The organism is Pseudomonas sp. NY15372, assembly GCF_048068215.1.
GTDB lineage: Bacteria > Pseudomonadota > Gammaproteobacteria > Pseudomonadales > Pseudomonadaceae > Aquipseudomonas > Aquipseudomonas guariconensis_A.
On record NZ_JBLUPY010000046.1, the window covers coordinates 1 to 22,778 of the forward strand.

Here is a 22,778-nt window from a genome sequence, read left to right on the forward strand (position 1 = left end):
GCCCTGGACCCCCGCGGATCATCTGAAGGGGGGCCGCCCCCGCGCCCCCCCCGCGCCACACCGCCCCCCACACACCCCCTGGGGGCGCGGCTTTGGCCCGCGAAAGGGCTGCATACCCATCAATGGTAGCCACGCTCCAGCTCGTCCAGCTGATGGTCAAAGCTGCGCAGGCGCGCCGACCAGGTGTACACCAGCACTTCCAAGTCGCGGTTGAGCACGGCCGTGTTGCCCCCCTCGCGCCCTTGCGAGTCACACAAGTCCAGCTGATAACGCTCGCGGGCCATGGCCGTGGCCACGCTGGAGAGGTCACGGGCGTTGGCCAGCCAGCGGTGCTGGTGGTCGTGGACTTCCCGGTCCAGCTCCCGGCATTGGCGCTTGAGCGCATCCAGGCTTTGCTCCAGCGGCGTGCCCTTGAGCTCGCCCATGACCTCCTCGAAGGTCCGCCCGGAATGCCAGTAGCTGCCCCAGAAATAGCGATCGAACACGGTTTCGACCCGCCGCAGGGCGACCTTGGTGTTCCAGATAGTCAACAGCGTATGCCCCTGGCTCACCTCGCGCTTGTTCAAGCGCAACTGTTGCCAGGCGATCCAGGCCAGCACGCAAAGCACCGCTGCCGCCGTGACCGCGGCAGCGGCATACATGAACTGTAGCGCGTGGCCCATGGAGTGGACATGGCGAATACCGTAGAAGTAACCGGCCGTCAGGATGCCCAGGATCGTCACGGAGCACCAGAAACCTGATGCGTAGGGATCTTTCATCACGCTATCCCCTGTTGTTTTACCTGAGCATAGCAACGGCCCTCTCACCCATCAGGTGCCACTCGGCGTTTTATTTCCTGGGTCGGCGCAAGGCCTCGTTGAGTTGATCGAACGGCACCGCCCAATCGGCGTCGTCTATCACGCTCTCTTTGAGAAAGGCCCGCTGGGCCTCGGTCCAGAACGGCGCATCCACCAGCTTGATCTCGTTCTTGAGCGGTGAATGGGTGGTGATGAACTTGTCGATGCTCTCGGCATCGTCCGCCAGCCCCAGTTGCTTGAACAGTTCGGCGAACGGATGGATCGGTGCTTCCATGATTCCTCCTGCGGCCGGGCGGGTCGTCCACGACGCCAGCCCGGCAATGGGTTGAGGGACATCAGCACAGTTCGCGCACTTCGGCATGCGGAACCAGCTTCAGGTACTGTTCCATGCTCATGTGGATCAAGTGATCGTGGTCACCCGCCTCCAGGTAGACATCGCCCTGGCGGGTAAGGCTCGGGTCGAGCAGCATTTTTATGTCATAGGCATCGCCAAGCGCTGGCACGGCGCCACGCTCGCAGTCGCCGAACAGGGTCGGCAGGCCGCTTTCGCGGGTCAGTTGCCAGGCGCCGGACATGCGGATCTTGCTCATGTCCAGATGCCGGTTGGCCGGTAGCACGGCCATGATGTAGTTGCCATGGCGGTCGTCGAGCATCACCGACTTGGCGACCCGCTCTGCGGGAACGCCGGCCGTGCGTGCCGACTCCAGGCTCGTGGCCGAGTGAGGATGGGGAATGATGTCGTAATCGCAGTTGGCCTTGTCCAGGCGCTGCTGCAGGGTCTTGGCCATACGCATGATGCACCTCCGGTTTACCCCCATCTGCAAGTTTAGGCCGTGGTCCGGCAGGCACGACTAAACTTCGGTAACAGGTCCGGACAAGGTGACGACAGGTGATCGCTCGCTGCTGGCGCTGGCTGCTGCTCGTGCTGTTGCTCGGCATCGTCCCGGGCGGCCAGGCGGTGCCCGGCGCCAGCGTCTGGGTGCTGAGCGTGGACGACGCCATCGGCCCGGCCAGTGCCGATTACCTGGTGCGCGGCCTGGAGCAGGCCCAGGAGCAAGGTGCGCAGCTGGTGGTGATCCGCCTGGACACGCCCGGCGGGCTGGACACCGCCATGCGCCAGATCATCAAGGCCATTCTCGCCAGCCCCGTGCCGGTGGCCAGCTTCGTCGCCCCCGGCGGCGCCCGCGCAGCCAGCGCCGGGACGTACATCCTGTACGCCAGCCACGTGGCGGCCATGGCCCCAGGCACCAACCTGGGCGCGGCCACGCCGGTGCAGGTAGGCGCGCCGTCGCCTGGCAAACCGGCGCCCGACGAGTCCCGTGAGGACGATGCCCTGGCCCGCAAGCAGGTCAACGACGCCGCGGCCTATATCCGCGGCCTGGCTCAACTGCGCGGGCGCAACGCCGACTGGGCGGAACAGGCGGTGCGCGAGGCGGTGAGCCTGTCGGCCAGCGAGGCGCTGCGCATCAAGGTCATCGACCAGGTGGCCCGCGACCTGCCCGAGCTGCTCGCACAACTGGACGGCAGGACCCTGGTCGCCGCCGACCAGCCCCGCCAGTTGCACACCGCAGGCGCGGCCATCGTCGAACACCTGCCCGACTGGCGCACCCGCCTGCTGGCGGTGATCACCAACCCGAGCGTGGCGCTGATCCTGATCATGATCGGCATCTACGGCCTGCTGTTCGAATTCATCAACCCAGGCTCCGGTGTCGGCGGCGTGGTAGGTGGGATCTGCCTGCTGCTGGCCTTGTACGCCCTGCAATTGTTGCCGGTGAGCTATGCCGGGGTGGCATTGGTGCTGCTCGGCGTGGCGTTCATGGTCGCCGAGGCGTTTTTGCCCAGCTTCGGCGTGGTCGGCTTCGGCGGCGTGGTCGCCTTCGTGGTGGGCGCGGTGATCCTGATCGACACCGACGCCCCTGGCTTCGGCATCCCGCTGGCGTTGATCGTCGCCCTGGCGGTGGTCTCGGCCCTGCTGCTCGGCGGTGTGCTGGGCATGGCCATCAAGGCACGGCAACGCGCCCTGGTCAGCGGCGATGCCGGCCTGGTCGGTAGCCTGGTCACGGTGACCCAGGTGATGGCGGACAACCCGTTCTGCGGCTCGGTGCAGGCCCAGGGCGAACAATGGCAAGCCCGGTGCGCGACCCCGTTGCAAGCTGGGCAACACGTGCGCGTGACAGCCCGCCGGGGCGTGATGCTGGAGGTCAGCGCCACCGCGCCCAGCGCGCAAGGAGAGTGACGATGTTCGTTCAATTCGGTTTCGGTGCGGTACTAGCGGTCCTGGGCCTGCTGTTGCTGTCGGCCCTGCGCATCCTGCGCGAGTACGAGCGAGGCGTAGTGTTCCAGCTGGGGCGCTTCTGGCAGGTCAAGGGGCCTGGCCTGATCCTGCTGATCCCGGGTATCCAGCAGATGGTGCGGGTCGACCTGCGTACGGTGGTGCTCGACGTGCCGACCCAGGACGTGATCACCCGCGACAACGTCTCGGTCAAGGTCAATGCCGTGGTGTATTTCCGTGTGCTCGACCCACAGAAGGCGATCATCCAGGTGGAGGATTTCTTCAGCGCCACCAGCCAGCTGGCCCAGACCACTCTGCGTGCGGTACTGGGCAAGCATGAGCTCGACGAGTTGTTGGCCGAGCGCGAGCAACTGAACTCAGACATCCGCCAGGTGCTGGACGCCCAGACCGACGCCTGGGGCATCAAGGTGGCCAATGTCGAGATCAAGCACGTCGACCTCAACGAGTCGATGGTGCGCGCCATCGCCCGCCAGGCTGAAGCCGAACGCGAGCGACGGGCCAAGGTGATCCACGCCGAAGGGGAATTGCAGGCCTCGGAGAAATTGATGCAGGCCGCGCAGATGCTCGGCAAGGAACCTGGGGCGATGCAGCTGCGCTACATGCAAACCCTGGGAACGATTGCCGGAGACAAGAGCTCGACCATCGTCTTTCCGCTGCCGGTGGACCTGCTCAAGGGGTTGGTCGACAAACAGCCGTGACATCGGGCCCGGCCCAATCGCGGGACAAGCCCGCTCCCACAGAGAGACCAGCGCTAGCCACCTGTTCTTTGGGCGACAGCGCAGCGGGTGATCTCCTAAGCAAGGCCAGTCAGACCGGCGCGCGGCGCAAGGTGGCCAGGAAGGTCGCTGCACCGATGAACAGCCCGGCGAAGGTGCGGTTCAAGCGCTTCTGCTGCTTGGGCGTGCGCAGCAGCCGCAGCACGCGTGCGGCCAGCCCCGTATAGCCTGCCATCACCAGCATGTCGACGGTGATCATGGTCGCGGTGATGGCCAGGTACTGTGGCAGCAGCGGCTCATGGGGGTTGATGAACTGCGGCAGCACGGCCAGCATGAACACCAGGGCCTTGGGGTTGCTGACGTTGACCAGGAAACCTCGGAACACCAGGCTCAATGGCTTGCCGATCGGCCGCACGGCGGACGAATCGCTCATGTCCATGGGCAAGGCACGCCATTGCTTGTAGGCCAGGTACACCAGGTAGCCGACGCCGAACCATTTGATGAGCTGGAAGGCAGTCGCCGACGCCGCGAGGATGGCACCCACACCGGCGGCGATGACGGCGATCTGCACGATCAGGCCCAGCTGCAGGCCCAGGGCGTTCCAGTATCCACGCCAAAAGCCGTACTGCAGCCCGCTGGACATCGAGGCAATGGCCCCGGCACCCGGCGACAGGCTGATCACCCAGCATGCGGCAAAAAAGGCCAACCAGGTTTCCATCGACATCGCACACCTCGCTCGAACAAATGTTGCAAAACGTTAAGCTAAGGTTTTGGCGAAAAAATGACCAGAAGAATTTATAGCGTCGATGCAGATTGGGGGCGCTGCGAGCCCTTTTCCCGGGCACAAGGCCGCTTCTGTAGGCGCGGCCTTGTGCCGCGAGAGGGCTGCAAAGCAGCCCCAACACGTGAGCGCACCGCCGATACCAACAGGTAGCGCCTCAGTCGGCTCCCGTGGACTCCGGCTTGACGACGACCGGCACCTCGGTCCCACGCCAGCGGCGCACGGCCTTCTGGAAGAACTGGCTGTTCGGCACCTGCACCAGCGCCCCGCCCGCCTCGGGCGTTTCCATCAACGTGGTGTACAACAGGTTGATGGCGATCACCCGGCCCTTGACCCCGGGCTTGTCCAGGGTGTCGACCAGTTCCACCACATCGCCGATACGAAACGGGCCAACCGTGAAGATCAGCACCGCGCAGAGCAGGTTGGACAACACGCTCCAGATAGCGAAGAACGCCACCGCCGCCACGGCCACGAAGCCCGACAGCGCCGTCCACAGTACCGTTGCCGAAACGCCTAGGCGCTCCAGCACGAACAACAGCGCACTGCCCATGATCAGCCAGCGCAGGCCACCACGCACCGGCACCAGCAGTTCCGGCGGCAGCGGGTAGCGCTCGCCCAGGCTCTTCAGACCCCGGGCGACCACCCGCTGCAGGATGAACGCGGCGATCAGGATCAGCAGGATCTGCAACCCCAGCCAGAACGCATCCATCCATTGCCCTGGCAGCAGCGAACGCAGTTCCTCCATCAGGACAGCGCCTCGAGTTCGGCCTGCATGCTCTCGAGCGTCTCCAGGGCTTCCATCCAGGCTTCCTCAAGCTCGCCTTCGCGCTGCTTGAGCTGGGTCTGGCGGGCCAGCAGGTCACGCAGTTCATCCTTGCGGGCCGCTTCGTAGAGGCCGGCCTCGCCCAGGGCGGCTTCGATCTCGGCCAGTTGCCCATGCACCTGGTTCAGCTCGGTTTCCAGCTTCTCGGCAGCGCGCTTGTGCGGCGCCAATTGCTGACGCAAGGCGGCGGCGGCCTGGCGCTGGGCCTTCTTGTCGGTCTTGTCCGGGTTGGCCGGGGCATTGCTGGCAGGGGCGCTGCGCTGGCGGTAGTCGATCAGCCAGCGGCTGTAGTCGTCCAGGTCGCCATCGAAGGCCTCGACCTTGCCATCGGCCACCAGCAGGAAGTCGTTGGTGGTGCTCTTGAGCAGGTGGCGGTCGTGGGAAACCACCACCACCGCGCCGCTGAATTCCTGCAGGGCCATGGTCAAGGCCAGGCGCATTTCCAGGTCCAGGTGGTTGGTCGGTTCGTCGAGCAGCAGCAGGTTGGGCCGCTCCCAGGCGATCAACGCCAGGGCCAAGCGCGCCTTCTCGCCACCGGAGAAATTCACCACCGGCTCGTCGACCCGGTCACCGTGGAAGTCGAAGCCACCGAGGAAGTCACGCAGGGTCTGCTCGCGCTCGGCAGGCGCGATGCGTTGCAGGTGCAGCAACGGGCTGGCCTTGTCGTCCAGCGAGTCGAGCTGGTGCTGGGCGAAGTAGCCCACAGCCAGGTTCTCGCCACGCACCAGGCGCCCGGCGAGCGGTTGCAGTTCACCGGCCAGGTTCTTGATCAGGGTCGACTTGCCGGCGCCGTTGGGGCCGAGCAGGCCAATGCGGGCCCCGGGCGCCAGCTGCAGCTTGACCTTCTCCAGGACGGCCTTGTCACCATAGCCGAGCCGACCTTCGGAGAGATCGAGCAAGGGGTTGGAGATCTTCTCCGACTCGCGGAACACGAAATCGAACGGCGAATCCACATGGGCCGCCGACAGCTCTTCCATCCGCTCCAGCGCCTTGATCCGGCTCTGCGCTTGGCGGGCCTTGGTGGCCTGGGCGCGGAAGCGGGCGATGTACTTCTCCATGTGCGCACGGCGGGCCTGCTGCTTCTCGTAGGCCTGTTGCTGCTGCGCCAGGCGCTCGGCCCGGGTGCGCTCGAAGGCGGTGTAGCCACCCTTGTAGAGGTTGAGCTTGCGCTGTTCGACATGCACCACATGGTCGACCACCGCATCGAGGAAGTCACGGTCGTGGGAGATCAGCAACAACGTGCCGGGGTAGCCCTTGAGCCAGTCTTCCAGCCAGAGGATGGCGTCCAGGTCCAGGTGGTTGGTGGGTTCGTCGAGCAGCAGCAGGTCGGACGGGCACATCAATGCCTGGGCCAGGTTCAGACGCATCCGCCAGCCACCGGAGAAGTCGCCGACGCGACGATCCATCTGTTCGGCAGTGAACCCGAGGCCCGCCAATAGCTTGCGCGCGCGAGCGTCGGCGGTATAGCCGTCGGCGCTGTCCAGCTCACTGTGCAGGCGTGCCAGGGCGGTGCCGTCATGGGCAGCCTCGGCGACGGCCAGTTCGGCCTGGACCTTGCGCAGGCGCACGTCACCGTCGAGCACATAGTCCACCGCCAGGCGGTCGAGGGTATCGACTTCCTGGCGCATGTGGGCGATGCGCCAGTCGGCCGGCAAGTGGCAGTCGCCGCCATCGGGCGACAGCTCGCCGCGCAGCAAGGCGAACAGGCTGGATTTTCCGGCGCCGTTGGCGCCGATCAGGCCGGCCTTGTGACCGGCGTGCAGGGTCATCTCGGCGCCTTCTAGCAAGCGCTGCGGACCACGCTGTAAAGTGAGGTTGGATAGTCTGATCATGATGGTCGCGGAGTCTATCAGCTTCCCACTGGAGCACACAGGCCACCTTGACCACTGGCGAGCCCGAACATGCACAACGATTTGTGGAACCACGCCCTGGCCCTGTACGCCCGGCCAGGAGTTGAAAGCGCCTGCCTGACCTTGCAGGCACTGGGCGCTGATGTCTGCCTGCTGCTGTGCGGCACCTGGCTGCGAGCGCGCGGTGTGGCACCTGAGGCCGAGCGGGTGCGGGCATTGCAGAACCTTGCCGCGCCCTGGCAACGACAGGTCGTGGCGCCATTACGCGAGCTACGCCAACAGTGGCGTGCCGGCGCGCAGGACGACCCACAGTTGGCAGTGCTGCGTGAACAGGTAAAAGGGCTGGAACTGGAAGCCGAGCGCACCTTGCTGGCACGCCTGGAGCAGCGGGCACAGGCGTGGCCCACGACGCAGGGCCACCCTGTAGAAGACTGGTTGCCCTGGCTCGCGCCGGAGCAAGCCCGCGACCACGACGCGCTGCATCAGCTGCGCGTCATGGCCGAAGGGCGTCAGGACGCCGACGAAGGCGACTGAACCGGGCTGCTGGCCGGTGCTGGCGAAGCGGCGGCCGGCGCTGCCGAGTTGGTCGCAGGCGCTGGGCTGCTGGCCGCCGGTACGGCTGGCTTGGCTTCGGCGGGCTTGCTGGCGGCCGGCTTGGCTGCAGCTGGCTTGGCCGGGGCTTTTGCCGCAGCGGGTTTGGCTGCTGGCTTGCTCGCGGTGGCCTTGGCGGCAGCAGGTTTGGCAGCCGGCTTGGCTGCGACCTTCTTGGCCGCGGTCGGTTTGGCGGCAGGCTTGGCAGCAGCAGCCTTGGTGGCGGCCGATTTGGCTGCAGGCTTCGCGGTGGCGGCCTTGGCGGCAGCTGGCTTGGCGGCCGTGGCTTTGGCAGCAGGTTTGGCAGCGGCAGCTTTAGCCGCAACTGGCTTGGCAGCAGCGGTACGCGCGGCAGGCTTGGCGGCAGCGGCCTTCGCAGCAGCAGGTTTGGCTGCAGGCTTCGCGGCGGCGCGGGTAGCCGGCTTGGCGGTAGCGGCTTTGGCGGCGGCCGGTTTTGCAGCAGGCTTGGCAGCGGCAGCGCGAGCGGTGGCCGGTTTAGCGGAAGCCTTGGCTGGGGCCTTGGCTGCAGCCGCTTTGGCGGCCGGCTTGGCAGCCGGTTTGGCCGCGGCTTTCACCGGAGTCTTGGCTGCTGGTTTGGCGACCACCCGGGCCGGGGCCTTGGCCGCGGCAGCACGTTGGTCAAGCGCCTTGCCGGCGGCTTCGCGTACTTTGCCGACACCCTGCGCCAGCTTCAGGCTTTCCTGGGCATCACGCTTGAGCTGTTGAATATAAGTGCGAGTTTGTGCCTGACGCTCTTTGAGCGAATCGAGCAACTCTTCAAGTTCGCCGGCTGCTTTCTGGGCCTTGCCCTGGGCCTTGGCTTTGCCGGCCTTGGCAGCGTCCTGCAACTTCAGGCGCGCATTGTGGAGTTTCTCCTGCGCCTTGCCACGTTGCTTTTCCAACTTGGCCAGCAGTTTCTCGGCGTCAGCCAGCGCTTGCGAGCAGGCATCTTCCAAATGTTCGAGCAGGCTGCCCGAAAGTTGTTGGAGCAGGTGCAACGGCGTACTGACTGGCTTCTTCTTGGCCGACATGGCTTACCTCCTGGCTGACGAGAGTGCGGCTCATACTATGCTTCTGCTGCTTACGCCGCTAGGGCATGTTGACAGTAATATTGATGCCGCGTTGCATGCCTGGGCTAAGTTGTTATCTTGCAGCTCGGTGCAAGTGTAGTTGGTCAATAAAGTGTTGCTGATATTTACATCTCTTTTGGCAACAAGGCTGGCATACTTTTCCTTCCTCCCAGCCGGAGTTGAACGTGCCTCGTTATCTTGTTCTGTGCCTGTGCCTGGCGGCCCCTTTTGCCCTGGCCGCTCCTGATACCCCTGCCAATGACCACGACCTGGCCTACAGCCTGGGCGCAAGCCTCGGTGAACGGTTGCGCGCCGAAGTCCCCGGCCTGCAACTCGATGCGCTGGTCGAAGGGTTGCGCCAGGCCTATCAAGGCCAGCCATTGAAACTGGAAAAGCCGCGCATGCAGGCCATCCTCCAGCAACACGAAGAGCAGGCCAACACAGCGGCAGCGCAGGCGGAGGTCGAGCGGCTAGAGGCGGCCGAGAAACGCTTCATGGCCAGCGAGCGGGCCCGCGCTGGCGTGCATGAGCTGGCCGGGGGCATCCTCTATACCGAACTGGCGCGTGGCAATGGCAACGCCCCCAGGGCCGGGGGCAAGGTGCAGGTACGCTACGTAGGGAAACTGCCGGATGGCTCGGTATTCGACCAGAACCTGCAACCGCAGTGGTTCAGCCTGGATTCGGTGATCGCGGGGTGGCAAGCAGCCTTGCCGCACATGAAAGCAGGGGCGAAATGGCGCCTGGTGATCCCATCGGCGCAGGCCTATGGCGCCGAAGGCGCGGGCGACCTGATCGCGCCCTACACGCCCCTGGTATTCGAGATCGAATTGCTGGCGGTCGCCGACTGACGCAGGCCGTCAGGCCTGCACCGCGCCCTCTTCCTTGTGCGCGTTGTGCAGCACTTCGATCAGGCAGTCTTCCAATTCGAAGCGCTCATGCAGCAAGCTGCCGAGCTTGCCCAGTTTTTCGGCGAAGCGCTCGGTGTCCTTGCACTCCCCCTTTTCGCAGTGGTCGTTGAAGGCCAGGGCGATCTGGGTGATGTCGTTGATTCGCGGGTTGATCTCTTCCGCCAGTTTCAGGGCCTTGTCGTCACCGAACGCCTTGGCTTCCGTGACCAGTTGCTCGCTCACTTCGAAATGCCACGCCGAAACATAGTCGACCAGCACCGCGCAGAAGTCGCGGTTCTTGTCCTTGTCGGCGAAGGCCGGTTTGGCGTCGCGCAAGGCGCGGAAGGCCTGGACCAGCTCCGCCCGTTCCTGGAGCCAACGGTCGATCAGCTTGTGAACCCCACCCCAGCGTTCCTGAGCGTTCTGACAACTATCGAGCATGGCGATCTCTTCCCTTCTGGGTAGATGCCGCTGCACCTCGTGCGCTAATACCGCGGCACAAAGGTGACATCAGCAGGACGGCATCGAGCAGTTGTGTTTTCGGTATGCGTGCTGGGAGATTATTCCCGCGCGTGCTGGCCTTCAAGGTACGCAGCGGACAAAGTTCATACAAGCGTTTAATCCCCTTCGAAGGCACCGCTGGTCGAACAATCCCGCCGCGCTTGCCCTGGGTCAACCTTTGCCGAGCACGTGCAACCGATACGCTACCAGCCACCCCAGGGGCAGCGCCGATAACAGCAGGAAAGCCAGCAGGCTCCATTCGGGCAGGGTCAGGTCGATGAAGCTCCAGGTCAGCGACGTGCAGTCCGGGCCGCCGAACACAAGCTGCCTGAAAGCCTCGCGCCAGGACTGCTCCAACACCCGTCCAAACGGCATCTGGCAGGTCTCGACCACCACCCCCGCCCCCTGCAACCAGACATGCCGCGCCGCCAGCAGCGCGCCACCCAGCGAACTGGCCAATGCCAGCCCGGCATAGTTGCGCCTGCCACGCAGCTGAGGCCTGTGGATGATGGCGCACAGGCATACCAACGAATACACCCCCAACAACAGTCGCTGGCTGAAACACAGCGGACATGGCATCAAGTTCAACACATGCTCGAGATGGAAAGAGGCGATCAGGACCGCCATCGAGGCGAGCCAGCCTGGTAGGAAGAAAATGCGCAAACGGGCCGGCAGCATGGGCGAAGAAAGTCCCGGGTTGGATGAAGTACCCCGGAACGGTAGAGGAAAGACACGCTTTGTTTCAAGGCACTACTGGGGAGACAAGTCCCTGATTGGAAAAGGAAAGTATTCAAATTTCCGTAGGAGGTTTCTGAAGCAGGCTGTCGCAAACCCTGTCACTGGTACCGGAGAAGTTACTGGCATAAGTGCCCACGGGGTAGCGTGGGCACTTGGGTCAGGTCAGGCGCGCACGCCTTCGGGCAGAGGCAGGGCCAGCAGGCGTTCGTCCAGCAGGCCCAGGCCTTCCTGGAACAACTGGTTGCTGCGCTCGGTTTCCCCGAGCCCGGCCAGCAGGCGGGCCAATTCGGCACAGGTTTCCGGGTTGCGCTCCATGCGCAAGCTGCTCTCCAGGTAGTCGCGGGCCTTGCCCCACAGGCGGTTCTGCAGGCTCAGGCGCCCCAGGGTCAACAGCAGGCTCGGGTCTTGTGGATGGTCCTTGAGCCAGCCCTCGGCGGTTTGCAGCTGGCGTGCGGTATCGTCACCGCGCACCAGGCCATACAACCGCGCCAGGTGGCTTTCATATTGGCGCTTGAGCGCAGCCCGCAACACTTGCTCGGCCTCGCCCTGGGCACCGACGCGGCGCAATTGCTCGGCATAGGCCGACACCAGCTGCGGCTCCTGGCGCTGAGCGGCGGTAAGTTGCTGCCAGGCCCGTTCCAGCGCCTGACGGGCCGCCTGCGGGTCTTCGCCGCGGGTCGCGGCCAACCCCAGGTTCTGGCCCCAGGCACGCTGTTCCAATTCGGCCAGTTCCTTGGCTGGCAGCACCTTGCCCTTGCGCAACTCGGGCAGCAGGCGAATCAGGGCCGACCAGTCCCCGGTTTCCAGGTGCAGGCGATGCAGCAGGCGCAGCACCTGCGGGTTGTGCGGGTGGCGCTCCTGCATGGCCAGCAGGGTTTCGTGGGCACCGCCGATATCGCCACGGTCCATCTGCAATTGCGCGTGAGTCAGGGCAATGGCCAATTCGGCCTGTGGCTGGCGTTCGAGGGCACGCTCGAGCAGGTTGTCGCTTTCCTCGGCCCGGCCCAGCTCGTTGGCGGCACGCGCCGCACCAAGGTAATAGAGCAACGGCTGGCGCTCGGCCTCGGCCGCCCGGTGCAGATGGCGCTGGGCACTGGCCCAGCGGCCTTCGGCCAGATCCAGCTGGCCTTGCTCGATGGCGATACGGGTGCGCCGGCTGCGGTTGCGGCGCGACCAGGGGTTGACCACACCGGTAGAGGTCAGCACCAGGCCCACCAGGTAACGCACCAGCCAGAGCGCCACGACGATGGCAACCAGCGCCGCCAAGGCCGCCCACAGCCCGGATTGGTAACGGAACCCGCCATAGGCGATCAATACGTAGCCACTGTGCTTGGCGACCGCGATGCCCAATGCCGCGGCCAGCACGATCGCCAGCACCGCCAGCAGGTAGACACGCTTCATGGCTTGCCCCCTTCGGCTTCGGCCGGCAGGTGGCTGCGCTGGATATAGGCCTGCACCGCCGCCAGGCTCTCGCTCAGGTCAGGGGTGACCACCGAGACCGGTTGCTCGGCCAGCTCGTTGAGGCTGGCAAGCATGGCCTTGCTCTGCGGGTTGTCGGCGTTGAAGTTGGCCAGCAGCACGCTGCGCGCATCATCCAGGGCCTGCGTATAGACCTTGGCGTCGCCATTGAGCGCGGCCCACTGGGCCTGTTCGATGGTCAGGCTCAGGGCCAGGCGCAACTGGTTCAGCGACTGCCCGGACAGCAGCGGCCGCACGTTCTCCTCGGCATTGAACTCGATCTGGAAATACTTGGAGATCTCGGCCCACCACTGGGACAGGCGGCTGGCACCGTCGCCGTCGGCGGTCAGCGCACCCAGGGCGTCGGCCTTGGTATCGAATTCCGGCGACTGGGCGCTGAGCTGCTGGACCTGCTCGCGCTGGGCGGCAAGCTTGAGGAACAGCCCAGTGCGGTCCGGCTGCTCGGTGCTGTTGAGGGTCGCCAGGCTGCGGGCCAGTTGCTCGCGGGCAGCGAAGGCACCCGGGTCGCTCTGCTCGCGCAGGATCTCGTCGGCGCCTTCGACCAGTGCCTTGGCGCTGGTGATGTCCTGTAGGGCCGACAGGCGCAGGGTAGCCAGGCGCAGCAGGTGCTCGGCCTCGGCCAGGCGCCATTCCTTGCGGCTTTCACCGAGCACCGTTTCCAGGCGCTGGCTCAGGCGTTGCTGGTCGCCTTGCAACTGGGCCACCAGGCGCCGGCGATCTTCCAGCTCACTGGCCGCCGGCAGGCTGGCCAGCTGGGCGCTGATCTGCTGCTCGCGCTGCTGCAAGGAGGCCGTGCGCTCGTTGAGGGTTTGCAGGTGCTGGCCCTGGCCCTGCTCGCTGCCTTGCAGCTGGCGGACTTGCCAGACACCCCAGCCACCGACCGCGACCCCGGCTGCACCCAGCAGCAGGGCCAACAGGGCCAGGCCATTGCCAGAGCGCTTGGCAGGCGTGGCGGAGGTGGGTTCCGGCGCCTCGGACGCCGCAGGTTGTTCGTTGTTGGACAAGACAGTTTCGCTCACGTATCCATCCTTTGCATGGGGGCGCGTCGCATACAGCTTAGCGCCTTAGTCGGCAGGTGCAGCACTTCGCTGCACCGCAGCAATCAAGGCCGTGGCACTGGCGCCACGGCAATCCACAATCTGTTGGGCGCCCGCCGCCCTGGCTTGCTCGGCGACCCTGGGGCTCGGCACGAACAACGGCAGGGGCGCAAGACGCGGCCAATCGGCACCCGCCAGTTGCACCAGGTGCTCGAGCCCCTGCCCACTGCTGACCACCAGGCCGTTGAGGCGTTCCGTCTCGACGCGGCGCAGCAGGGTACCGGCCGGGTACTCCGGCAGGTTGCGGCGATACAGTTCCAGATAATCGACACTAGCACCTTGCTCTCCAAGACGCCCGGCCAACAGTTCGCGACCTCCCACGCCACGGACGATCAAAACCCGCGGCCTGGCGACGTCGGCGATAGCCTCGCGCAGCTGGGGCAGCGCGAGCAAGGCCTCGCTGTCGTCGCCTTGTGCAGGGAAGCTGACATGCAGGCCATGGCCCTTGAGCACCTCGGCCGTGGCCGCGCCCACCGTGAACCAGCCCCGGCCTGGCGGCTGCAGGCCTGCCTTGGCCAGGTGTTCGAGCAGCAGGCGTGCCGCCGGCTTGCTGACCACGATGATCGCCTGGTACGCCTGCAGTTGCGCAAGCACCAAGGCCTGCGCCGCCTCGAGCACCACGGGTGCGATGGCCAGCAAGGGCAGGCTGCTGCTGGCGATACCCACCTGCGCGAGGCTTTGCGCCAGTGCCTGGCACTCCTCTTCAGGGCGGGTCAGCAACAGGCGCCAGGGGCTCACGGGTGGCCGGCCTCGCCATAGACTTCCTTGAGGATCGCTTCAGCGCCTTGTGCCAGCAGGTCTTCGGCAACCTGCACGCCTAGCGCCTCGGCCTCACCGCGCGGCGCCCGAGCATCGGCCACCAGCAAGGTGCCGCCGCTGGGCTGGCCGACCAGGCCACGCAGCCACAGCTGTTCGCCCTCGAGCACCGCATAGCAGGCGATCGGCACCTGGCAGCCGCCGTTCAGGCGCTTGTTCAGGGCCCGCTCGGCCACCACCCGGTCGGCCGTGTCGGCGTGGTGCAAGGGTGCCAGCAAGGCATGGATCGCCTGATCGGCGCTGCGGCACTCGATCCCCACCGCACCCTGCCCGCCCGCCGGCAGGCTGTCGTCGACACTGATGCTGGAGCGGATGCGGTCTTCGAAGCCCAGGCGGATCAGGCCGGCCGCGGCGAGGATGATGGCGTCGTATTCACCGGCATCGAGCTTGGCCAGGCGGGTATTGACGTTGCCGCGCAGGAAGCGGATCTGCAGGTCTGGGCGGCGTGCCAACAACTGTGCCTGGCGGCGCAGGCTGGACGTGCCGACGATGCTGCCGGCCGGCAATTCGTCGAGGCTGGCGAAACGGTTGGAAACGAAGGCATCGCGGGGGTCTTCACGCTCGCAGATGCAATAAAGGCCCAGGCCCTCGGGGAAGTCCATGGGCACGTCCTTCATCGAGTGCACGGCGATGTCGGCTTCATTGTCCAGCAGGGCAGTTTCCAGCTCCTTGACGAACAGGCCCTTGCCGCCGATCTTCGCCAGCGGCGCGTCGAGCAGCTTGTCGCCGCGGCTGACCATGGGCACCAAGGTCACAACCAGGCCGGGATGGGCCTGTTCCAGACGCGCCTTGACATATTCGGCCTGCCACAAGGCCAAGGCACTTTTACGGGTGGCAATGCGGATTTCGCGAGTGGACATGGAGCGCCCCGATCCAGAGAAATGCTGTCGATGATAACAGCATCGTCGGGGTCGCTTGCAGATAGTAGAGCTGGGTGCGCTGTTGTCTGCACCGGGCCAATCGCCGGCAAGCCGGCTCCCACAGGGATGGAGCAATAGTCGAGCCTGGCGGTAGCCTGTGGGAGCCGGCTTGCCGGCGATGGAGCCGCAACAGCCTCAGAGGGACTGCATCATCTTGCGCACGCCGGCCACATGGCGGCGGCTGACGGTCAGGGCATCGCCGTCCAGGCCTTTGAGGTACAGTTGGAAATGCCCCAGCGGCGTACGCTGCAGGCGTTCGATACGTTCACGGGCGACCAGCGCGTTGCGGTGGATGCGCACGAAGCGCTCGCCGAATTCGTCTTCCAGGGCCTTGAGCGGCTCGTCCAGCAGGACTTCGCCGGCTTCGTGGCGCAAAGTCACGTACTTGTGGTCGGCAATGAAATAGATGACCTGGGGCAACGGGATCAGCTCGATGCCTTTGCGCGTTCTTGCACTGATATGGCTGCGCGGCCCGCCGCCTTCATTGGCAGGCCGGGTGAGGGCGGCGAGCTGGGCACGGTTGGGTTTGTCGGCCTTGCGCAGGGCATCGCGCAGTGCCTGGGGCTGGATGGGTTTGGTCACATGGCTGAGGGTGCTGTCCTTGAAGGCCTGGCTCCCGTACTCATCATCACCGGTACAGAACACCACCGCTGGCGGGGCCTCGCGTTCACACAGGCGGGCGGCGACCTGCAGGCCATCCACGCCGGGCATGCCGATGTCCAACAGGACCACATCGGGCTTGAGGCTTTCGATCAAGGCCAGGGCCTCCTCGCCGTTGGTGGCGCTGGGCTCCAGCACGGTGTAGCCCTCCAGCTCGCCAAGCAGTCTGCCAAGGCGTTCGCGGGCCAGAGGTTCGTCATCAACGATCAGGACATTCATGATTACGCTGGATTCCTGAGTGAGTCTCGCATGGGTATAGCGTAGACAGATGTAGGGTGACCGACAGCGCGGTCACGCTCTAGACCGATGCGATGGCCAAAGATTCACTGACCTGACAGATTCGCTGCCAGTCCTTTGTCCAACTGTAGACGTTCCGTGGAACACTGCCGTTCAATCGGTGAATATCCCTACCGCCCGCCCTGGCTCGTGTTTTCGGCGGATTCTCTCGACCAGCGCCCTGCGGCACACGTCCCAACCCTGCTATGATCGGCGCCACTTTTTTCGTTCACGCCTCCAACGAGTGAATCCATGAGCACCGACAAGACCAATCAGTCCTGGGGCGGCCGCTTCAGTGAGCCCGTCGACGCCTTCGTCGCCCGTTTCACCGCCTCGGTCGATTTCGACAAGCGCCTGTACCGTCACGACATCATGGGTTCGATCGCCCACGCCACGATGTTGGCGCAGGTCGGCGTGCTCACCGATGCCGAACGCGATGCCATCATCGATGGCCTGAAGACCATCCAGGGCGAGATCGAGGCCGGCAGCTTCGACTGGCGCGTGGACCTCGAAGACGTGCACATGAACATCGAGGCACGCCTGACCGACCGCATCGGCATCACCGGCAAGAAGCTGCACACCGGCCGCAGCCGCAACGACCAGGTGGCCACCGACATCCGCCTGTGGCTGCGCGACGAAATCGACCTGATCCTGGCCGAGATCACCCGCCTGCAGCAGGGCCTGCTGGAGCAGGCCGAGCGCGAAGCCGAAACCATCATGCCTGGCTTCACCCACCTGCAAACCGCCCAGCCGGTCACCTTCGGCCACCACCTGCTGGCCTGGTTCGAAATGCTCAGCCGTGACTACGAGCGCCTGGTTGACTGCCGCAAGCGCACCAACCGCATGCCCCTGGGCAGCGCCGCGCTGGCGGGCACCACCTACCCGATCGACCGCGAGCTGACCTGCAAGCTGCTGGGCTTCGAGGCCGTGGCCGGCAACTCGCTGGACGGCGTTTCGGACCGCGACTTCGCCATCGAATTCTGCGCCGCGGCAAGCCTGGCGATGATGCACCTGTCGCGCTTCTCCGAAGAGCTGGTGCTGTGGACCAGCGCCCAGTTCCAGTTCATCGACCTGCCCGACCGCTTCTGCACCGGCAGCTCGATCATGCCGCAGAAGAAGAACCCGGACGTTCCAGAACTGGTGCGCGGCAAGAGCGGCCGCGTGTTCGGCGCCCTGACCGGCCTGCTGACCCTGATGAAAGGCCAGCCGCTGGCCTACAACAAGGACAACCAGGAAGACAAGGAGCCGCTGTTCGACGCCGCCGACACCCTGCGTGATTCGCTGCGCGCCTTCGCCGACATGATCCCGGCGATCAAGCCCAAGCACGCGATCATGCGTGAAGCGGCCCTGCGCGGCTTCTCCACCGCCACCGACCTGGCCGACTACCTGGTACGCCGTGGCCTGCCGTTCCGCGATTGCCACGAGATCGTCGGCCATGCGGTTAAATACGGCGTGGATACCGGCAAGGACCTGGCCGAGATGAGCCTGGACGAGCTGCGCCAGTTCAGCGACCAGATCGAGCAGGATGTATTCGCCGTGCTGACGCTGGAAGGCTCGGTCAATGCGCGCAACCATATCGGCGGCACCGCGCCGGCCCAGGTACGTGCAGCCGTGGCGCGCGGCAAGGCGCTGCTGGCCTCGCGCTAAGTCACCCTTGGGGCCGCCTGGCGGCCCAATCGCCGGCAAGCCGGCTCCCACAGGCCTCGCGCTGTTTTCAGAGACACCGCCATACCTGTGGGAGATCACCCATCCCTCCCGGGCTGCGCTGTCGCACAAAGAACAAGCGGCTAGCGCAGCCTACCCCTGTGGGAGCCGGCTTGCCGGCGATTGGGCTGCACAGCAGCCCCTTTCTCATCTCAACGCTTGCCGCGCACCATCTCCAGGAACGCCGGCATCGCCGCGTCCTTGTCCGCCACGATCCCCGCCATGTGCGGGTTTTGCGCCAATCTCTCCAACAACGCCTTGGCCTCGGGGAACTCCGCCAGGAAATCGATGTTCAGCACCTTCTTGCCCACCACGCAGGCCAGGTCCACCGAGAAGCAGAACATCAAATCGGCCAAAGTCATCTGCTCGCCTGCCACGTAGGGGGCGAAACGGCCATTGCGCTTGAGCGTGGCGAACCCTGCCAGCAGCTCGGTGCGGGCACGCTCCTTGACCACCGGCTCCACCGCCATGCCGAAGAAAGCTTCCGGGTAGCAGGTTCGCGCCGGCAGCTCGATGTACAACTCGATTTCCTTGACCAGCTCACGCACCTTGGCCTGGGCGAAGGCGTCTGCCGGCAACAGGGGCTTGCCGCCTTGGGTCTGCTCGATGTAGTCGAGGATCACGCTGGTTTCGCTGAGAAAGCCATGCTCGGTCTCCAGCACCGGGATCTTGCCGCGCGGGCTGATGGCCAGGGACTGCGGGGTCTGGCCGGGGAAGAACATGACTTCTTCGAAGGGCAGGCCTTTTTCCAGCAGCGCCAGCTTGACCATGTTGTAGTAGTTGCTGACCGCGAATCCATGAAGCTTGAGCATTGATTACAGCCTCCAGGCCGTGTGGGGTTGGCCCGGCTGTTATAGCCCCATCGTCTGCGCCTGACCAGCATCATCCGCCGGGTCGATGACCAGGCATCGCCAGCGCGGGCATGGCACACTAGGCGTCCCACTCTAGGAGCACAGCCATGAGCGAGCCCAGCGACATCGACAACAATGAAGAGGAAGCCTTCGTCGAGGCGACCCTGACCCAGGCCATCGAGAACCAGATCGAAAGCGGCGAGCCACCTGCAGCCAAGGCCACGTTCAACAAGCTGACCCTGGTCGGCTACGAGCGCGAAGATATCCTCAACCTGATGGCCCACGTGCTGGCCATCGAGATCGATGCCATGCTCGACGAAGACCGGCCGTTCAACGGCGAATGGTACGAGAACGCTCTGCGCGCCCTGCCCGAGCTGCCACCTGAAGCAGATCAAGGCGACAACGACGAAGCCTGACTACACTCCAGGATCAGGCACCGAGCGCGGTGCCTCCGTCCTCGTCTGGAAGTCAGGAGTCGCCATGTCCTTCACCCCCGAACTGATCGCCGAACTGGAAGTCCTCGCCCTGTTCAACCTGGATTCGCACCAGGAAGGCATCAAGGTCCATAGCAATGCCTCCCCTGCCCTGGTGGCTGCCGCCCGGCGCCTGTACGAAAAGCAACTCACCGACCAGCCCGACGGCGGCTACCTGACCAGCCTGGGGCTCGATGCAGCCCAGAGCGTCCAGCAGGTGCTGACCATCCTCAAGGCAGCACAACCGGCCTGAGCCAGACCCGCTCCTCAGGAATACCGACACCCCCTGTAGGAGCGGGCTTGCCCCGCGATCAAGGGCGCAGCCCTTGCCACGCACAAGAAAATGACGTCAAAAAGCCACTTATCGCTTATCCGACCGCAATGCTCAGGCTAAACTCGGCGCAGCGCCTGGAAGCCCTGAGTACGCAATGAACCACCTCCACGAAATCCGCCCCGACCTCGACCAAGGCATCGACCGCAAGGAACTGGCGAAACTGCGTGCGCGCTTCCTGCAGGTCAATCAGGGGCGCCTGGAACGGGCGCGGGAAGGTCTTTCCACACGCCAGCAGTACGTATTGACCCTGCTGCCGTTGTTGTTCCACGTCAATCACCCGCTGCTGCCAGGCTACGTCTCGGGCAATACCCCCGCCGGCCTTTCTGGTTTCGAGCCCGACCCGCAGTTGCTGGCCGAGGCCCAGCGCATGGCACGTTCCTTCACCCACAAGGCCCGCCGGGGCAATACCGCGCACCCCATCCACGGCCTGTTCCTGATGGGCAGCCTCGGCACCCTGGCCCAGGCCGAGCAAAGCGACATGGACGTATGGGTATGCCATGCCCCCGGGCTCGGCGAAGCTGAGCTGGCCGAGCTGCGGCGCAAATGCCAGCTGCTCGAGGCCTGGGCGGCCAGCCAGGGTGCCGAGGCGCACTTCTTTCTCATAGAGCCCAAGGGGTTCGTCGAAGGCGAGCGCAATGGCCAGCTCAGCTCAGACGACTGCGGCACCACCCAGCACTATCTGCTGCTGGACGAGTTCTACCGCACCGCCATCTGGCTGGGCGGGCGTACCCCGCTATGGTGGCTGGTGCCGGTGTATGAAGAACACAATTACCTGGCCTACACCCAGACGCTGCTGTCAAAGCGCTTCATCCGCGCGGAAGATGACGTTGACCTCGGCCACTTGGCGCACATACCGCCTGGCGAATTCGTCGGGGCCGGCCTATGGCAGCTGTTCAAGGGCATCGACTCACCCTACAAATCGTTGCTCAAGCTGTTGTTGACCGAAGCCTACGCCAGCGAACACCCTGGCGTGCGCTGCCTGAGCCTGGACTACAAGCAGGCGGTATTCGCCAATCACTTGGACCTAGACGCCCTGGATCCGTACGTGATGGTCTACCGGCGCATCGAACAATACCTGCAGGGCCGCGGCGAAACCGCACGCCTCGAACTGGTGCGGCGCAGCCTGTATCTGAAGGTCAACAAGAAGCTCAGCGAACTCGGCCGCGCCCGTGCCGGTGGCTGGCAACGCCGCTTGCTGCAACGCCTGACAGAGGAGTGGGGCTGGGGCGAACGCCAACTGGCGATGCTCGACAGCCGCGCCCAGTGGAAGGTACGCCAGGTTGCCGCCGAACGCCGCGAGCTGGTGGCCGAGCTGAACCACAGCTACCGCTTCCTCACCCAGTTCGCCCGCGCCCAGAATGCCAGTTCCCGGGCTGACCAGCGCGATCTCAATGTCCTGGGTCGGCGCCTGTATGCGGCCTTCGAGCGCCGCGCAGGCAAGATCGAAGTGATCAACCCAGGCATCGCGCCGGACCTGGCCGAGGACACCCTGACCCTGGTGCAATCGCCCAATCGCAAGGAGCCCGGCACCTATCACTGGGGCTTGTACAACGGCAACCTGGGTGTGCACGAATGGGAGCATTTCAGCCCGATCAAGCGCTGCCGCGAGCTGCTCGAACTGCTCACCTGGGCCCATCGCAACGGCGTGATCGACAGCAGCACGCGCCTGGCGCTGCACCCAGGGAGCAGCGACCTGACCGAGTTCGAACTGTTCAACCTACTGGGCAGCCTGCAGCAGACGATCACACTGCCGCTGGAGATGGTCAGCGAGATCCGCCTGCTGCAACCGAGCGTGGCCGAAGAGATCCTGCTGCTGGTCAACGTCGGCATCGACCCATTGCGCCAGCATCGTGACCTGAACATCCTGATGACCACCGAGCGCACCGATTCACTGAGCTACGCAGGCGTGCGCGAGAACCTGGTGCTGACCCTGGACCAAGTCACCCTCAACAGCTGGAACGAAGTGCTGGTGCACCGCTACGACGGCGAACACGCCCTGGTGCGCTGCCTGCGCGACTACCTCAATAGCCTCGGCCAGCACCGCCATCGCCCACGCCTGCGAGTGCGCTGCTTCTGCCACAGCCGCGCCCAGGCCATCACCCAGCGGGTCGAGGAGGTCTTCGCGACCGTACAACAGCTTCTCGACCAGGGCCTGAACCACCGCTACCTGTTGCAGGTGGCGCAGCATACCCATGTGCTGGAACTCGAACCCGGCCAGGTCACCCTCGCCACGCTCCCCGACCACGACGCAGTGCTGGCGTGCCTGAGCGAAGAGCGTGGCGCGTACAGCCCCCTGCACCTGGACGCCAACGCGCTGCAGGACCATGACCTGCCACTGGTCCTGGAACAGGGGCGGCCCCATTGCATCCAGGTGTTCTACCGCCTGTTCGAGGGCTGGGCCGAGCTGTATGTGCTGGATGAATACAACGCCCTGTGGCAACAGCGCCTGCCCTTGCAGGACGAAGCGCACCTGCTGCTGCCGTTGCAACGCTTCCTGCGCTCGGTAGTGGTGCGCCGTGATGCTCAGCTGCCGTTGGACAGCCTGCAGCAGGCATCGCTGGAGACCCTCTACTACCAGCTGCTGCCGTCGGGCAACGGCAAGGCGCGCAGCCTGGAGCCCCGGCCAGTACCGAGCGAAGGGGCCGACCGGGGTGGTTATGATGTGCAGGCGATCCTGCAGGCAGGCGCGGGAGGTGAGGTGCACGTCACGCTCTACTGCGACCAGCTGGAGTTCTCCGAGCTGGAACATGGAGACCAGCTCTATGCCGTGGTCGCTCGCCAGATCCTCGGCCGGCGCCGCAGTGCAGGCAGCTACAGGTGCTACATCACCGACCTGGATCTGTCCGAGCTGCTGGGTGAAGAATCGGGCTCGACCGCGCTGTACCTGCGCTACAAGACCGAGCTGGAGAAGGCGTTGAATGAAGGGCTGGAGCAGTTGCAGGCGATGCGGGAGCCTTGAGATCGGGCCGCAAAGCGGCCCCTACCCGAATGCCTGTCAGTTAAGCCTTATCGACTGCATTTGGGGCTGCTTCGCAGCCCATCGCCGGCAAGCCGGCTCCTACAGGTTCCGCGGTGTCTACAACAGCAGCGCAAGATAGGTGGGAGCCGGCTTGCCGGCGAT

General features: G+C 65.1%; 23 protein-coding genes. 8 read left to right on the forward strand and 15 right to left on the reverse strand.

Annotated elements, in window-relative coordinates:
* Positions 1 to 119 precede the first annotated feature (119 nt).
* From ACNFG0_RS20870 to ACNFG0_RS20880, 3 genes are all read right to left on the reverse strand, one after another.
* Positions 120 to 758, reverse strand: coding sequence for an NADH:ubiquinone oxidoreductase subunit N (locus ACNFG0_RS20870; RefSeq protein ID WP_196144608.1), 639 nt, complete (start codon positions 756 to 758; stop codon positions 120 to 122).
* 70 nt (positions 759 to 828) lie between these two features.
* Complete coding sequence (locus tag ACNFG0_RS20875; RefSeq protein WP_196144609.1) at positions 829 to 1,071, reverse strand: DUF2789 domain-containing protein; 243 nt, start codon at positions 1,069 to 1,071, stop codon at positions 829 to 831.
* Between the two features lie 61 nt (positions 1,072 to 1,132).
* Positions 1,133 to 1,591, reverse strand: a complete 459-nt coding sequence (locus tag ACNFG0_RS20880) for an aminoacyl-tRNA deacylase (RefSeq protein WP_084855408.1) — start codon at positions 1,589 to 1,591, stop codon at positions 1,133 to 1,135.
* A gap of 95 nt (positions 1,592 to 1,686) precedes the next feature.
* Between ACNFG0_RS20880 and ACNFG0_RS20885 the strand changes: the two genes are divergently transcribed.
* Both ACNFG0_RS20885 and ACNFG0_RS20890 read left to right on the forward strand, forming a co-directional pair.
* Positions 1,687 to 3,033: an NfeD family protein gene (locus tag ACNFG0_RS20885; protein ID WP_196155521.1), complete on the forward strand. Its 1,347-nt coding sequence runs from the start codon at positions 1,687 to 1,689 to the stop codon at positions 3,031 to 3,033.
* 2 nt (positions 3,034 to 3,035) lie between these two features.
* A complete protein-coding gene (locus ACNFG0_RS20890) occupies positions 3,036 to 3,788 on the forward strand; it encodes a slipin family protein (protein WP_196144611.1) in 753 nt (250 codons plus the stop codon).
* 109 nt (positions 3,789 to 3,897) lie between these two features.
* Here ACNFG0_RS20890 and ACNFG0_RS20895 read toward each other — a convergent pair whose 3' ends face one another.
* The 3 genes from ACNFG0_RS20895 to ACNFG0_RS20905 form a co-directional block, all read right to left on the reverse strand.
* A complete protein-coding gene (locus ACNFG0_RS20895) occupies positions 3,898 to 4,530 on the reverse strand; it encodes a LysE family transporter (protein ID WP_196144612.1) in 633 nt (210 codons plus the stop codon).
* Between the two features lie 214 nt (positions 4,531 to 4,744).
* Positions 4,745 to 5,332, reverse strand: coding sequence for a mechanosensitive ion channel family protein (locus ACNFG0_RS20900; protein ID WP_196144613.1), 588 nt, complete (start codon positions 5,330 to 5,332; stop codon positions 4,745 to 4,747).
* Positions 5,332 to 7,242, reverse strand: coding sequence for an ATP-binding cassette domain-containing protein (locus tag ACNFG0_RS20905; RefSeq protein ID WP_416766218.1), 1,911 nt, complete (start codon positions 7,240 to 7,242; stop codon positions 5,332 to 5,334). The genes ACNFG0_RS20900 and ACNFG0_RS20905 overlap by 1 nt, the downstream gene beginning before the upstream one ends.
* Before the next feature lie 69 nt (positions 7,243 to 7,311).
* Here ACNFG0_RS20905 and ACNFG0_RS20910 point away from each other — a divergent pair, with 69 nt between their 5' ends.
* Positions 7,312 to 7,794 (forward strand): TIGR02444 family protein, encoded by a 483-nt coding sequence (locus tag ACNFG0_RS20910; RefSeq protein ID WP_416766220.1) that lies wholly within the window; start codon positions 7,312 to 7,314, stop codon positions 7,792 to 7,794.
* On the opposite strand, the gene ACNFG0_RS20915 is transcribed toward ACNFG0_RS20910, so the two are convergent.
* A complete protein-coding gene (locus ACNFG0_RS20915; RefSeq protein WP_416766221.1) occupies positions 7,770 to 8,882 on the reverse strand; it encodes an AlgP family protein in 1,113 nt (370 codons plus the stop codon). The genes ACNFG0_RS20910 and ACNFG0_RS20915 overlap by 25 nt on opposite strands.
* Before the next feature lie 224 nt (positions 8,883 to 9,106).
* Between ACNFG0_RS20915 and ACNFG0_RS20920 the strand changes: the two genes are divergently transcribed.
* A complete protein-coding gene (locus ACNFG0_RS20920) occupies positions 9,107 to 9,769 on the forward strand; it encodes an FKBP-type peptidyl-prolyl cis-trans isomerase (RefSeq protein ID WP_416766222.1) in 663 nt (220 codons plus the stop codon).
* Between the two features lie 9 nt (positions 9,770 to 9,778).
* Here the strand turns inward: ACNFG0_RS20920 and rsd are convergent, their stop codons facing one another.
* From rsd to ACNFG0_RS20955, 7 genes are all read right to left on the reverse strand, one after another.
* A complete protein-coding gene (rsd, locus tag ACNFG0_RS20925; RefSeq protein WP_416766223.1) occupies positions 9,779 to 10,249 on the reverse strand; it encodes a sigma D regulator in 471 nt (156 codons plus the stop codon).
* A gap of 231 nt (positions 10,250 to 10,480) precedes the next feature.
* On the reverse strand, positions 10,481 to 10,987 hold the full coding sequence (locus ACNFG0_RS20930) for a disulfide bond formation protein B (protein ID WP_196144619.1): 507 nt from the start codon (positions 10,985 to 10,987) through the stop codon (positions 10,481 to 10,483).
* A gap of 222 nt (positions 10,988 to 11,209) precedes the next feature.
* Positions 11,210 to 12,448 (reverse strand): heme biosynthesis HemY N-terminal domain-containing protein, encoded by a 1,239-nt coding sequence (locus tag ACNFG0_RS20935; RefSeq protein WP_416766224.1) that lies wholly within the window; start codon positions 12,446 to 12,448, stop codon positions 11,210 to 11,212.
* On the reverse strand, positions 12,445 to 13,545 hold the full coding sequence (locus tag ACNFG0_RS20940; protein WP_196166407.1) for a uroporphyrinogen-III C-methyltransferase: 1,101 nt from the start codon (positions 13,543 to 13,545) through the stop codon (positions 12,445 to 12,447). The genes ACNFG0_RS20935 and ACNFG0_RS20940 overlap by 4 nt, the downstream gene beginning before the upstream one ends.
* Positions 13,546 to 13,590: 45 nt before the next feature.
* Positions 13,591 to 14,361, reverse strand: coding sequence for a uroporphyrinogen-III synthase (locus ACNFG0_RS20945; protein WP_416766225.1), 771 nt, complete (start codon positions 14,359 to 14,361; stop codon positions 13,591 to 13,593).
* Positions 14,358 to 15,299, reverse strand: coding sequence for a hydroxymethylbilane synthase (gene hemC / locus ACNFG0_RS20950; RefSeq protein ID WP_196155528.1), 942 nt, complete (start codon positions 15,297 to 15,299; stop codon positions 14,358 to 14,360). The genes ACNFG0_RS20945 and hemC overlap by 4 nt, the downstream gene beginning before the upstream one ends.
* A gap of 195 nt (positions 15,300 to 15,494) precedes the next feature.
* On the reverse strand, positions 15,495 to 16,238 hold the full coding sequence (locus ACNFG0_RS20955) for a LytR/AlgR family response regulator transcription factor (protein WP_196144622.1): 744 nt from the start codon (positions 16,236 to 16,238) through the stop codon (positions 15,495 to 15,497).
* 309 nt (positions 16,239 to 16,547) lie between these two features.
* Here ACNFG0_RS20955 and argH point away from each other — a divergent pair, with 309 nt between their 5' ends.
* Complete coding sequence (argH, locus tag ACNFG0_RS20960; protein WP_070572082.1) at positions 16,548 to 17,942, forward strand: argininosuccinate lyase; 1,395 nt, start codon at positions 16,548 to 16,550, stop codon at positions 17,940 to 17,942.
* Between the two features lie 209 nt (positions 17,943 to 18,151).
* Here argH and ACNFG0_RS20965 read toward each other — a convergent pair whose 3' ends face one another.
* A complete protein-coding gene (locus ACNFG0_RS20965; RefSeq protein ID WP_416766227.1) occupies positions 18,152 to 18,811 on the reverse strand; it encodes a glutathione S-transferase in 660 nt (219 codons plus the stop codon).
* Between the two features lie 146 nt (positions 18,812 to 18,957).
* Between ACNFG0_RS20965 and ACNFG0_RS20970 the strand changes: the two genes are divergently transcribed.
* The 3 genes from ACNFG0_RS20970 (at position 18,958) to ACNFG0_RS20980 (ending at position 22,616) form a co-directional block, all read left to right on the forward strand.
* Positions 18,958 to 19,266, forward strand: a complete 309-nt coding sequence (locus ACNFG0_RS20970) for a hypothetical protein (RefSeq protein ID WP_084855390.1) — start codon at positions 18,958 to 18,960, stop codon at positions 19,264 to 19,266.
* A gap of 64 nt (positions 19,267 to 19,330) precedes the next feature.
* Positions 19,331 to 19,576, forward strand: a complete 246-nt coding sequence (locus ACNFG0_RS20975; protein WP_084855389.1) for a TIGR02647 family protein — start codon at positions 19,331 to 19,333, stop codon at positions 19,574 to 19,576.
* A gap of 175 nt (positions 19,577 to 19,751) precedes the next feature.
* On the forward strand, positions 19,752 to 22,616 hold the full coding sequence (locus tag ACNFG0_RS20980; protein WP_416766229.1) for a class I adenylate cyclase: 2,865 nt from the start codon (positions 19,752 to 19,754) through the stop codon (positions 22,614 to 22,616).
* The last annotated feature ends 162 nt before the right edge of the window (positions 22,617 to 22,778 follow it).